Source organism: Nostoc sp. EspVER01 (genome assembly GCF_034530635.1).
Lineage (GTDB): Bacteria > Cyanobacteriota > Cyanobacteriia > Cyanobacteriales > Nostocaceae > Nostoc.
On record NZ_JAVRCS010000040.1, the window covers coordinates 1 to 12,996 of the forward strand.

Genomic DNA, 12,996 nt, shown 5'->3' on the forward strand with positions numbered 1-12,996 from the left:
TAACATATTTTGGGCTGTTTTTATCGGATTTCTCTTAACATTCAACACTTTTGCTGCTGTATATGCACCTCAACGAAGTCATTCAGAAGTATTCTTCCGGGGTACAGATGGATATCTCTACTATTATTATGTTGAAAATGGTGCGTGGAAATACGATAATACAAGCTTTAGAGCGTCGCAAGTTTCTGGTGATATAACTGCTGTATATGCACCTCAACGAAGTCATTCAGAAGTATTCTTCCGGGGTACAGATGGATATCTCTACTATTATTATGTTGAAAATGGTGCGTGGAAATACGATAATACAAGCTTTACATCGGGGAGGATTGCTTCGTAATTTGACTTTGAATAACCTGAGTTCAACGTAATAAAAAGTCTAAAAACTAGACAGAGTAAAACACGAGTATCAAAGACTCTTTGAACACAATATAGTATCAAAGACTCCTTGAACGATTTTGAATACTAGAAGTTAGTACAGTTGTGGATTACGCCAAAGGCTAAAGCACCCTAATCAAAATAGAAGTTAGAATACACGTAGATCACGCTTAGGTGGATCTTTACCGCTTGTGCTGGCGTAATTGATCTACTATATATTCTTCCAGCTCTTGTTTTTCTCTATTACTAGCATTTCGTTGATAAGTTCTTCCGGTTTCTTGAATAAACCTACGTTTCTCGCTGGGAGAAGATTTGAGTTTACCTCCATTTCCTTGCAACTTTTCCTGTAATTCTTCCCAAGTCTTTTCACCCACACTTTCACCTAGTTTGATGAGTGCCTTTGGGAGTAACATTTTTGCCTCTCGTTGAAAATCTTCTTCTGTCTCAAGAGAAGCTAAATCTATATTGCTGAAGTCGATATCGATTTGAAACTTACTCATAGAATTGTATTTATTCTGTTCAAAATTACTACCTAAATCGAGGAAAAATGGGTTTTCAATTTTAAGTTATATTCCAAGATAGTATGATTGTACTGTTTGATATTGGTAACTGAACTTAAAAACCTCAATCCCGAAAGTTTAGTGAATACTTCCGGTAGTATAGCCTTACTTAATCATTCATCACAAGATTCTTGACTTATTGAAATAAGTGGGGAATCTCAGCCTTTTGGTTTTCATTTATAAAAGAAGATTGCTCTATATTCAAAAAGAATACACATAATTAATGACCGTACAACTAAGTTAGCAATATTAGAAATGCTATCTTAAAGGCAAGGTCATTTGCTCATTTTTTGAGGATAATACTATGACTACAACGCTCAAAGAGGCTAATTCTATTGAGTCATTGCTAGGTAAAGAGGCTGAAGACCTGCTTACCTACAAAGCAAAGGTTTCTCAGGATTTAATACATTTACCGGGGCCAGATTTTGTAGATCGAATTTGGCTCAACAGCGATCGCAATCCTCAAGTATTGCGTAATATCCATTTACTTTACTCTACTGGTCGTCTGGCAAACACAGGATATCTCTCGATTTTACCAGTAGACCAAGGGATTGAACACTCAGCTGGCGCGTCTTTTGCGCCCAATCCAATTTACTTTGACCCAGAAAATATTGTCAAATTAGCGATCGCCGCAGATTGCAATGCTGTTGCTACCACTTTGGGAACATTAGGCATCGTATCACGGAAATATGCCCACAAAATTCCCTTTATTGCCAAAATCAATCACAACGAATTGCTAACTTTCCCCAATCAATTTGATCAAGTATTGTTTGCTGATGTCGAACAAGCTTGGAATTTAGGGGCGGCGGCGATAGGTGCGACAATTTACTTTGGTTCGGAGAATTCTACCAGACAAATTCAAGAAATCAGCAAAGCTTTTAAACGCGCCCATGAACTGGGTTTGGCAACAATTCTCTGGTGCTATCTGCGGAATAACGCTTTTAAACAAGATAAAGATTACCACCTTGCGGCTGATCTCACCGGACAGGCAAATCATTTGGGTGTAACAATTGAAGCCGATATCATCAAACAAAAGTTACCCGAAAATAACAATGGTTACGGTGCAATTGCCAAAGCCAGTGGTAAGAGTTACGGCAAAACCGATGAGCGGGTTTACACAGAACTGACAACCGATCACCCAATTGATTTAACTCGCTACCAAGTACTGAATTGCTACTCTGGGCGTGTGGGGTTGATTAATTCTGGTGGCGCGACTGGTAAAAATGATTTCGCCGAAGCAATTCGCACCGCCGTAATCAACAAACGCGCTGGTGGTTCAGGATTAATTTCTGGGCGAAAAACCTTCCAACGTCCCTTTGAGGAAGGTGTGAAACTGTTTCATACCATTCAGGATGTTTATTTATCGCCAGATGTGACGATCGCTTAGAGGATGTCTGAGAAGTATCAAATATTGGTTGATCCCCCCTAACCCACGCCAGTCGCTATGGGAAAACCCCCATCGCCCTTGGCGTCTCCCCTTGGGAGAAGACCGCGCTGGCTCCCCTTAAAAAGGGGGGAATAAGAGTCTTAAAGTCCCCCTTTTTAAGGGGGATTTAGGGGGATCTCTAAGGGTTAGATGTATACAAAAAACTTTTCAGACATCCTCTTAGGCATTAGGGAGTGAAGAAGGGAATAGAGTACAGATTATTGCCTATCACCTGTCACCTAATCCCCTTTCTATCTAACATTTCTCAATAAAAAATCTGGTTGACCACAACTTTTTTGCGATCGCTTCAAAATCTCGGCGCTACAAATACCAGGTTTACCATTTTTGGAATAACAAAAGAAGACTTCTTGCAAAAATCTTCCCGAACCAGAACAAAAAGGTGCTACACCATCAGCACTAATTTGATTATTCGCACTCACGAATGAATTTTTAAAATTTGTAATTGTGGTACGCAATGGTTTTGCAGGACGATTATAAGCTGCGGGAATAGCGATCGCATCTTTTAACTTTTTACTCAATCCCAAGTATTCCGCAGGAGTTTTCCCCGAACAAGTACCATGTTTTTCCCATTCATGATCGTAAAGTTTATTACTAGGATATAAATTGGGAAACTGCCGCTTTACTTCCGATGGTAATTTTTGGGTGGAACAATTAGCAGGATAACCTCTTTGGTACTGCGGCCATAAACCATGTAATACAAAACCAAGTTTCTTGCCAGAACTGCACTGCTGTGGATCGCGAGTGCCATTTGTCGCACAATAATCTGGCGACCAAGAGAGCGTCAGTACATAAAAATCAAATTTACCCGGAGTACCGCGATTTTGAGCAATGGCAGCATTAGGTATAAAAAGACTAGTAATTAATAGAGAAGATGCGATGAAAAGTTTCTTGAATTGCATAAAAACAGTTAGTTTCCACTAAAATTCAAGTTATATGCAATACATTGTTAAGAGTCAAGGATCGAGAATTCTTCCCAATCTACCATCAGCAACGAATTCAAAAAAGGCAAATCTTGGTAGGGATTCTGGGATATCCTTAGATAAGTGAAAGATTTGCCAAAAAATAGTAAGAATGAAGCTGGCAGCAAGAGTAAGTCAGGTAACACCTTCATTAACCTTAGCGATCGCAGCCAAGGCTAAGGCACTGAAGGCGGAAGGAATAGATGTTTGTAGTTTTAGCGCTGGAGAACCAGATTTTGATACCCCAGCGCATATTAAAGCCGCAGCAGTCAAAGCTTTGGATGAAGGCAAAACCAAGTATGGTGCAGCAGCCGGAGAACCAAAGTTAAGGGAAGCGATCGCCCATAAGCTCAAAAATGATAATGGTCTTGATTACAAGTCTGAGAATGTCATCGTCACCAATGGCGGGAAGCATTCTCTGTACAACTTGATGGTGGCATTGATCGATCCAGGTGATGAGGTAATTATCCCTGCACCCTACTGGTTAAGTTATCCCGAAATGGTAACTTTGGTCGGTGGAGTTTCGGTAATTGTGCCCACAGATGCAACGACGGGTTATAAAATTACTCCCGAACAACTCCGTAAAGCAATCACGCCGAAGACGAAGTTATTTATCCTCAACTCTCCATCTAATCCTACAGGGATGGTTTACACGCCAGATGAAATCAAAGCACTGGCGCAGGTAGTAGTTGATGCAGATATCTTTGTCGTCTCTGATGAGATTTACGAAAAGATTCTCTACGACGGTGCAGAACATATCAGCATCGGTTCTCTTGGGAAGGAAATTTTTGACCGCACTTTGATTAGTAATGGGTTTGCGAAAGCTTATTCCATGACTGGGTGGAGACTTGGTTATTTAGCGGGGCCTGTGGAAATTATTAAAGCAGCGAGTTCCATTCAAGGACATAGTACATCTAACGTGTGTACCTTTGCCCAATATGGTGCGATCGCAGCGCTACAAAGTTCTCAAGATTGTGTCGAAGAAATGCGCCAAGCCTTCGCCAAACGCCGACAGGTAATGCTAGACAGACTCAACGCTATTCCCGGATTGAGTACCGCAAAACCAGATGGCGCTTTTTATCTGTTCCCTGATATCAGCAAAACCGGTCTAAAATCCCTAGAATTTTGTGACGCTTTGTTGGAACAACATCAAGTTGCTGTCATTCCCGGAATTGCTTTTGGCGCTGATAACAACATTCGCCTTTCCTACGCCACAGATATGGCGACGATTGAAAAGGGAATGGATAGATTAGAGAAATTTGTCAAGTCGCGTATTTAGTTGGTTGTCATTTGTGAGGAGAATTTATCAATTCTCCAACTATTTAACTCCACCTTTTCGACTCAGAACTGGTGGAGTTCATTTTTAAACCTCAAGTTCCGTGTTCCGAAGCTCAAGTTTCGTGTTCCAAAGCTCAAGTTCCGAGTTCCAAAGCTCAAGTTCCGAGTTCCAAAGCTCAAGTTTCGTGTTCCGAAGCTCAAGTTTCATGTTCCGAAGCTCAAGTTTCATGTTCTAAAGCTCAAGTTTCGAGTTCCGAAGCTCAAGTTCCGAGTTCCGAAGCTCAAGTTCCGAGTTCCGAAGCTCAAGTTTCGTGTTCCGAAGCTTAAGTTTCGTGTTCCAAAGCTCAAGTTTCGTGTTCCAAAGCTCAAGTTTCGTGTTCTGAAGCTTAAGTTCCGAGTTCTGAAGCTCAAGTTCAAGAGGTTTTTAGTAAAACATCGCTTGTTTCATTGGCTCCATGTCATCTAAAAACAACTCACGGGATTCAAGATAATATAAGATTGCTTCAATAGGATCTCGTGTTTCGATTGGATAATACCTTTGCTCGTATGCTTTAACAAGCGTAGTTAAAACTTCCAAGCGATCAAACTCTGGTGTATTGAGTCCTGCATCAAACAATCTTTCAATTTCATCAAGTGCAGCACGATAATCAGCTTCGGTGTGAATAAGATGGGTTTTAAGCATAGATATTACTTCCTCAAATACTTATTGCATTTACGTTGTCGTATTCTTTAAAGAATTATGCCCGTGAAGGCAATTATGCTGCCAACATCACCGGATATGAACAAAATATACGAAATAACTTTATTTCTTCATTCATAAAATAATGAAAAGTTTGATACCGCCAAAAGTTTTGATTTCAACTTTTGGGCTGATATTTTTAGATTAGGTAACAATCGGGGAGAACTAGGGGAGTAGGGAAGTAGGGGAGCAGTGAGTTGCAGTAAGTTTTTCCCCTCTGCCCCTCTGCCCCTCTGCCCTCACCTCTATATCAACTGCATCTCTTGCAATCCTTGGCGTAGCCTCTTCGCCTCTTCGGGATTATACCTTTCGTGAAGGGCGATCGCCTTTTTAAAAGCTGCTAAACTATCTTGATGATTGCCAATTTTTAGCAACACTACCCCTAAATTTTGATATGCTTCGGCATAGTTGGGATTTAAGGTAATTGCATGTTGATAATATACGATCGCATCTGCAAATAAACCCAAAGCCTTAAATGTCATCGCCAAATTATAATGTCCAAAAACAAAAGTGGGATCTATTTTCAAAGCTGTAGTATAAGCAGTTTTCGCACCGTTGAAATCTCCTGCTGCTTTGAGTAAGTTACCCAAGTTGTTGTATGCTCCTAGTTTGAGCATCGGATAAATTGGCAATTTGATGGCAGCTTGATAGTGAGAAATCGCCTGTGGGGATTTTTGCAACCGACTGTAGGCAATGCCTAAATGATAGTGGAGTTCATATAAAATATCGTAGTTGTCTTCAGCAACGGTGATTCCTCGTCTGAGCAAATCCATACCTTGAGAAATTTTCCCAGTTTGCACATACAACGCCCCTAATTTACTGCAAACATAGGGATCGTTGGGATGAGTTGCGAGAAACCCTTCCATCGCTGTAGTGGCTTTGGCATATTTGTTATTTTGAGCGATCGCACTTTTTTGATATCCTGTGTGTACAAGTGCAACCCCAGGTAAATAACCTATTTGCCAGTGGGGTTCTTTGGTTAAAATTTCCGACACACTATCATCTACCAAGGCATGGTAAGGACGGTCAAAACGAATATCTGGATGATTGCGGAATAGCCTGGAAACCAGAGAATAGGGAGATTGTTCTGCACCAACTTCCTGACGAACGAGGTTAATGAGCAGATATTCATCTCTAGCGATCGCCTCTCGCAACTGCGGTACAATTTCAGGAGTCAGAGTTTCATCAGCATCCAATACTAAAATCCAATCACCAGTGACATATTTGAGAGCTGCATTGCGGGCAGCACTGAAATCATTACACCATTTAAAATGATGGACTTTTGCACCGAGTTGTTGGGCAATATTGGGAGTGCGATCGATTGAGCCTGTATCCAAGACTATCATTTCATCCACTACTTTTCTCACACTGCTCAGGCATTTAGGCAGTGTTGCTGCTTCGTTTTTCACAATCATGCATAGACTCAAACTCATAATTTAAAACTTGGGAGTGGGGAGTAGTGAATAGAGGGAAGGGAGATGAGAAAGCAACATCGTTACTTCCTATTCCCTTTAACAGTGATAAACTCTGCATAGTGGAAAATTTGCCTCGATTATGAAATGTTACAATCAAAGCTTCTCTATCGAGCATAAACACTGATAGATGGTGTCAATAATGACAGTGTAATGGATAGACTGTCAATATAAATAACCAGTGTCAATCTATGCCGATCCATCTGACTTTATCAGGTAATATAAAATTGCTATTGTAGACGTAGCCCTTTCTAGACATCGCATCAGGGAGTATTACCTGAATCTGGATTGGACTAATTATTTAGCTGTTATTACCCATTTTTTATGATTATATAACTATAATACACATTATCTAAAAGTCATATATGTAATGAAAAACTCACTTACCAGAACATTCCAAAAATATTTGCGATCGCTGAACCGTTGGTTTTCAAATACACCAGAAAGGGCACTTTTAGAAGCTTACGAAGCAGCTCAGAGAATTAAAAACATTGAGAACGAACATTTTGATAACAAAAAAATATCTTTAAAATCAGTAAATTATACTGAAAATGTAATGTCTTACTGGCAAGTATACCTTAATAAGAACCTAACTATTATTAAGATCAGGCTTGCAGAATTCCAGCTTAGTCGCGGAATTGTCAATATCTCTAATTCTGTTTTATTAGAAAAATTGAAGGTTGTTGATGAAGTAGTAGAGAAATATGCTATCAAAGATGAGGTAATTAATAATAGTCCCTCAGTGCCAACTTATCAGCCTTTAAAAATCAATGATAACGAAATAAAAAAACAGCTAAATTCATCTAAAATAAATGATACTCAAGTTAAAGCTCCAATTCCAAAAAGTAGACTGAGTAATAGTTCTATTGGCAGAAGAATTAATAAAATTCAAGCAGATTTTGCACCGCAGACAGAAGAAGAGTTTGTTAGGAATTATCGCATTTCTAAAGGTAGAACAATAATTTCCCTGCGATTTTTGATAATTCTCATTCTTGTACCGCTTTTAAGTCAATATTTATCTAAAGAGTTTATAGTAACTCCAATATTAGAAAGGGTTAGAGGAGATAATGCAACTCAAATCTTCATTAATTCTGATATGGAAAAAGAAGCTATCCATGAATTACATAATTTTCAAGAAGAACTGAGATTTGAATATTTTCTTAATCAAGCACCACCACTTTCTTCAGAGCTAACACAAGAAAAAATCAAAAGTAAAGCAATTGAAATCTCTGAAGAATTTAGTAGAAAAAGTAATAGTAGTATTAGTAATGCTTTTGCTGATTTAATATCACTCTTTGCTTTTGGTATAGTTATCGCCATGAGCAAAAGAGAAATTGTAATTCTTAAGTCTTTTATGGATACCATTGTCTCTGGTCTCAGTGATAGTGCTAAGGCTTTTTTAATTATTCTATTTACAGATATATTTGTAGGATTTCACTCACCAGATGGGTGGGAAGTTCTTCTTGCGGGATTGGCAGAACATTTAGGTCTACCAGCCAGTAGAAATGTAATCTTTTTCTTTATTGCGACATTTCCTGTAATTTTAAACACTATCTTTAAATACTGGATATTCCGCTATCTCAGTCGTTTATCTCCATCGTCATTAGCTACATTAAAAGAGATGGACGAGTAATTGGTAATTATCCAACGCCCAAATTCACTTACTTTGAGTAAAGAATATATTTCTTACCAGAAATCAATTAATTACAAATTACAAATTATTTTCACGCATTTGTCTTTTGATTCGCTAGGCTATGTATATCCTGGTTTTTCCGAAGTATACTATGGATTTTGAAAGCAAAGTTAATGCCTCAACTCCTACAGATAACATAGAGTTTGCTCAACCAACTACTACCCGTAAGCCGCTGGAACTGCTGCGAGATACTGAGGCTTTACTTCGTCGCCCAACTGTAGCGAAACTGTCGCCGATTTTGCCACTAAAACTGAGCAATAGATTCCAAGCAACTTCATCTTTGGCAGATGACTCCTTTAAGGAACTGGCAGAAATTGACCTAAATACTATTAGTGATTTTGAACTGCGTCCTGCACGAATTTTTGTTGGCTTGAGCCTTGTTGGTTTTGGGGCGCTCATGATATTGGTGCTGCTGTTATACTTAAACACATTGCATCCACAAACCAGTACAGTTGTGCCGATTCGGCAATATTGGTATCAATATATTTGGTTTGTCTGTTTAGGTATCACAGGGATGTTTATCTTGGGACGTGAAGCAATGCGTCCTATGCCAAAACGACGCAAGTAATTCGTAACTAAGTTTTGTCACAGAGAGATGAATGAAAAAGAATGTAGAGAGGTAGCAGTGCTACTCTCTACAGGATTTCTGGATAACGCATATAGCAATCCTAAATCATTTGTGAAAAATTAGATCCCCGACTTCTCGAAGAAGTCGGGGATCTGGATACCGTGCATTTTCACAAATCAAATAGGATTGCTATAATAGTTAAAAAATCAGGATAAAATTTAGTGAATAAATATAGGAATTATTCTAAATTACCGTTCAATTCTGACTCCTGAATCTTGGATACTGAATTATTGCTATTAATAAATAATAACTTTCAGTAATTAACACTTCAAAATATGTTTGTGTATTAATTAGTTGCTAAGAGATTTTATACATGAATCATGATGCTTTCATTGTTCCACCAGGTTCAAAGATTTCTCTGAAAAAAAACTATGACCCAGCTTATAAAACTGATTTTCATGAAAAAACTGATGCTGCAACAAAATTACAGGTAGATATTGAACGACTAGCTAATTACCAAAATATCCTCTATGCTCAAAACACCTATGCTCTGTTGATTATTTTTCAAGCAATGGATGCTGCTGGCAAAGACAGCACTATTAAACACGTAACTTCTGGTGTTAATCCGCAGGGATTTCAGGTGTTTAGTTTTAAGGGGCCCAGTGCAGAAGAATTAGACCATGATTACTTGTGGCGCTCAATGAAAGCTCTGCCAGAAAGAGGAAGAATTGGCATATTCAACCGTTCATACTATGAAGAAGCGCTAGTGGTGCGTGTCCATCCAGAAATGCTTCAGAAACAACAGCTTCCTCGCTTCCCTAATGGAAATAAGATATGGAAACAGCGTTTTGAAGAAATCAATAACTTTGAAAAATATTTGGTTAATAATGGTGTAATTATTCTGAAGTTTTTTCTAAATGTCTCTAAATCAGAGCAGAAAAAACGCTTTTTAGAACGGATTGACTCTCCTGATAAAAATTGGAAGTTTTCAGATAATGATGTCCGAGAACGAGCTTTTTGGGATGATTATATGAATGCTTATGAAGAGGTTTTTAATAATACGAGTACTAAATGGGCGCCGTGGTATATTATTCCTGCCGATCGCAAATGGTTTACACGCCTGACTGTTGCCAATATTATCTGCACAAAATTAGAAGAACTAAATCTGCAATACCCAACAGTTAGTGAGGAACATAAGCAGCAACTTTTGGAGGCAAAACGTATTCTAGAGCAGGAAGATTAACCTGTGAATTTGATGGGTAAATTTTGTCCAAACAATATTCCGCTAAAATCAATTTGCTACGATACTCAGCCAAATTAAAATTTTGGAGTTTTTTGACTCTGTGCTTACTCAGTTAACGACTATCAACGCCCTGAAACAGCCCACTAGTTCTGCTTGGGTTGAACAAGCGATCGCTAATTTAGATATCATCTTACTCGACCACTCCCACTGCGAACGCAAAGCAGCAGGTGTAGCGTTGAACATGATGTTTCGCTACCCTTCCAATACTAAAATGGTACGGGAGTTAACTGCGATCGCCCGCGAAGAACTAGAACATTTTGAGCTAGTCAACCAATGGTTAGAACGCCGGAATATTCCCCTAGCTCCCCTACCACCACCTCCCTATGGCGCGGGTTTAAGAGCTACTGTACGCCCCAAAGAACCTGAACGATTTCTGGATTCCTTACTAGTCACTGGTTTAATTGAAGCTCGCTCTCACGAGCGCCTGGGACTATTAGCTGCTCACTGTCCAGAGCCAGAGTTAGCAAAATTTTATCGTGGGCTAATGGCGTCCGAAGCGCGTCACTACGGTATATATTGGGTTTTAGCTGCTACTTATTTCGACAAAGAAATTGTCATGCAGCGGCTTGATGAATTAGCAATTGTCGAAAGCGAGTTGCTGGCGACTTTGCATCCAGAACCTAGAATTCACAGTTAGTAGACTAACCCAACAGATATGAAGCTTCAGCTAACACACCTGAGACTGCTTGTCTCCAATTACAAAGATTCTTTTCTGTTCTACCGGGATCTGCTGAAATTTGATGTCGATTGGGGCGATGAAGATAGCGGATATGCTGAGTTTAATACCGGATATCTCAAGCTGGGTTTGCTCAAACAAGAATTAATGGCTGAAGTAGTCCCAAGAATCGAACAGCCTTCATACATTGTCAATCGAGATAAAATTGCCTTGATTTTGGCAGTGGATAATGTGGATGAGGTCTATGAGCAAGTAAAGGAGCAAAATGCGCTTGTTGTGACTCAACCACAAGATCGCCCAAGCTGGGGAATCCGCACAGCTCATTTGCGCGATCCTGATGGCAATTTGATCGAAATCTACAACAATCTCGGAATTATCAGTTAAAAATTCGCTGCCAACAACGTTATAAAGTAATTAATCATGAATTAGCATGATACAAAAATGGCTTTCTATTGTTGGCATTGGGGAAGATGGATTACAGGGGTTAAGTGCGATCGCTCGTTCTTTAATCGATCAAGCTCAAGTAATTGTGGGAGGCGATCGCCATTTAGCAATGCTCCCTACAGACGATGGACGTGAGAAACTAGTCTGGTCATCTCCCATTAGCACTTCTGTAGACGAAATCATCCAGCGTCGGGGGCAGTCAATCTGCGTACTCGCAAGCGGCGATCCGATGTGTTATGGCATTGGTGTCACCTTGATGCGGCGAATTCCTGTCTCTGAAATGACGATTATCCCCGCACCTTCAGCCTTCAGCCTCGCCTGTGCCAGGGTGGGATGGTCTTTAACTGAGGTAGAAACCTTGAGTTTGAATGGTCGTCCATCTTCCATACTCCAGTCTTACATCTATCCAAAAGCGCGGCTGTTGATTTTGAGTGAAGGCAAAGACACACCCGCCATTGTTGCTCAAATTTTGACAAATCGCGGCTATGGTGGCAGTAAAATCACCGTATTGGAGCGTATGGGCGGCGCTCATGAAAGAATTGTGGAAGGTACGGCTGCATCTTGGAGTGAAACTGAAGTTGCAGTGTTGAATGCGATCGCAGTTGATTGTATTGCTGATACTGGGGTTATCCCATTACCAAGATTGCCAGGATTACCAGATAAAGCCTACCACCACGATGGACAATTAACGAAGCGTGAAGTTAGGGCAATTACCCTAGCAGCTTTAGCACCCACACCAGGAGAATTATTGTGGGATGTGGGCGCGGGTTGCGGCTCAATTTCAATTGAATGGATGCGGAGTAATGCGCGATGTCGAGCGATCGCGATCGAACAAAATTCTTCTAGACTACTATATATTGCCGATAACGCCGCCACTCTTGGTACTCCAAATCTGCAAATTATTGAAGGGAAAGCGCCCCATGCCCTGAAAGACTTGCCAGCACCAGATGCCATTTTTATTGGTGGTGGGGTTACAGCAACGGGACTTTTTGATGTTTGTTGGGAAGCACTGCGGCCGGGTGGACGTTTGGTGGCCAATGTTGTAACAGTAGAGGGTGAGCAAACTTTATTTCAATGGCATGAACAAGTCGGTGGTGATTTAACTCGTATTGCCATTCAGCGGGCGGAACCTATTGGTAAATTTTTGGGTTGGCGAGCAATGGCGGCTGTGACGCAATGGGTAGTAGTGAAGCCTTAAAAATTGAATAAAGTTATGAGTGCGTAGACGCTTCTCCTGTCGGAGACGCTACGCGAACGTCTTGTCGCAGACATCGCTTTTGTAATTTGGTGATAACTTACGTAAATTCTCATTTTGTTATACACAGTATAATTTGTAAAATGTATCTTGCTGTCAAAACTATGAACAATTGTGAGTATATTCTCTACTCTAGATACAGCAAAATGAATATCTGTCTGCGGTTAAAATATCTAATATTTATGTGCGATCGCAGCATTTTTCAATTTTAGCTTTTTGAAGAAACT

Annotated in this window: 13 protein-coding genes; 9 read left to right on the forward strand and 4 right to left on the reverse strand. The window is 40.0% G+C overall.

Annotated elements, in window-relative coordinates:
* On the forward strand, positions 1 to 337 hold a 337-nt coding region (locus RMX69_RS24610), incomplete at its 5' end, for a hypothetical protein (protein WP_322639003.1).
* 220 nt (positions 338 to 557) lie between these two features.
* On the opposite strand, the gene RMX69_RS24615 is transcribed toward RMX69_RS24610, so the two are convergent.
* Positions 558 to 875, reverse strand: a complete 318-nt coding sequence (locus RMX69_RS24615; protein WP_289798356.1) for a hypothetical protein — start codon at positions 873 to 875, stop codon at positions 558 to 560.
* A 364-nt stretch (positions 876 to 1,239) separates the two neighbouring features.
* Between RMX69_RS24615 and RMX69_RS24620 the strand changes: the two genes are divergently transcribed.
* Positions 1,240 to 2,322: a class I fructose-bisphosphate aldolase gene (locus RMX69_RS24620; protein WP_322639004.1), complete on the forward strand. Its 1,083-nt coding sequence runs from the start codon at positions 1,240 to 1,242 to the stop codon at positions 2,320 to 2,322.
* A 290-nt stretch (positions 2,323 to 2,612) separates the two neighbouring features.
* Here the strand turns inward: RMX69_RS24620 and RMX69_RS24625 are convergent, their stop codons facing one another.
* A complete protein-coding gene (locus RMX69_RS24625; protein WP_322639005.1) occupies positions 2,613 to 3,281 on the reverse strand; it encodes a ribonuclease T2 family protein in 669 nt (222 codons plus the stop codon).
* 172 nt (positions 3,282 to 3,453) lie between these two features.
* Here RMX69_RS24625 and RMX69_RS24630 point away from each other — a divergent pair, with 172 nt between their 5' ends.
* Complete coding sequence (locus RMX69_RS24630) at positions 3,454 to 4,620, forward strand: pyridoxal phosphate-dependent aminotransferase (RefSeq protein ID WP_322639006.1); 1,167 nt, start codon at positions 3,454 to 3,456, stop codon at positions 4,618 to 4,620.
* A 423-nt stretch (positions 4,621 to 5,043) separates the two neighbouring features.
* Here the strand turns inward: RMX69_RS24630 and RMX69_RS24635 are convergent, their stop codons facing one another.
* Together RMX69_RS24635 and RMX69_RS24640 are read right to left on the reverse strand one after the other, a co-directional pair.
* The gene (locus tag RMX69_RS24635) at positions 5,044 to 5,301 is read right to left on the reverse strand and encodes a hypothetical protein (RefSeq protein ID WP_322639007.1); all 258 of its coding nucleotides are present in this window, start codon (positions 5,299 to 5,301) and stop codon (positions 5,044 to 5,046) included.
* A 302-nt stretch (positions 5,302 to 5,603) separates the two neighbouring features.
* Entirely contained in the window at positions 5,604 to 6,773 is a 1,170-nt protein-coding gene (locus RMX69_RS24640) for a tetratricopeptide repeat protein (RefSeq protein WP_322639008.1), read from the reverse strand.
* 427 nt (positions 6,774 to 7,200) lie between these two features.
* On the opposite strand from RMX69_RS24640, the gene RMX69_RS24645 reads away from it, so the two are divergent.
* The 6 genes from RMX69_RS24645 (at position 7,201) to cbiE (ending at position 12,712) form a co-directional block, all read left to right on the forward strand.
* Positions 7,201 to 8,463, forward strand: a complete 1,263-nt coding sequence (locus tag RMX69_RS24645; RefSeq protein WP_322639009.1) for a proton extrusion protein PcxA — start codon at positions 7,201 to 7,203, stop codon at positions 8,461 to 8,463.
* A 151-nt stretch (positions 8,464 to 8,614) separates the two neighbouring features.
* Complete coding sequence (locus tag RMX69_RS24650) at positions 8,615 to 9,091, forward strand: hypothetical protein (protein WP_289798363.1); 477 nt, start codon at positions 8,615 to 8,617, stop codon at positions 9,089 to 9,091.
* 373 nt (positions 9,092 to 9,464) lie between these two features.
* Positions 9,465 to 10,334, forward strand: coding sequence for a polyphosphate kinase 2 family protein (locus RMX69_RS24655; RefSeq protein WP_322639010.1), 870 nt, complete (start codon positions 9,465 to 9,467; stop codon positions 10,332 to 10,334).
* A gap of 100 nt (positions 10,335 to 10,434) precedes the next feature.
* Positions 10,435 to 11,031, forward strand: a complete 597-nt coding sequence (locus tag RMX69_RS24660) for a tRNA-(ms[2]io[6]A)-hydroxylase (RefSeq protein ID WP_289798365.1) — start codon at positions 10,435 to 10,437, stop codon at positions 11,029 to 11,031.
* 18 nt (positions 11,032 to 11,049) lie between these two features.
* A complete protein-coding gene (locus tag RMX69_RS24665; RefSeq protein ID WP_099100244.1) occupies positions 11,050 to 11,454 on the forward strand; it encodes a VOC family protein in 405 nt (134 codons plus the stop codon).
* Between the two features lie 46 nt (positions 11,455 to 11,500).
* Positions 11,501 to 12,712 carry a precorrin-6y C5,15-methyltransferase (decarboxylating) subunit CbiE gene (cbiE, locus tag RMX69_RS24670; RefSeq protein WP_322639011.1) on the forward strand — a complete coding sequence of 404 codons (1,212 nt, stop codon included), beginning with the start codon at positions 11,501 to 11,503 and terminating at the stop codon, positions 12,710 to 12,712.
* The last annotated feature ends 284 nt before the right edge of the window (positions 12,713 to 12,996 follow it).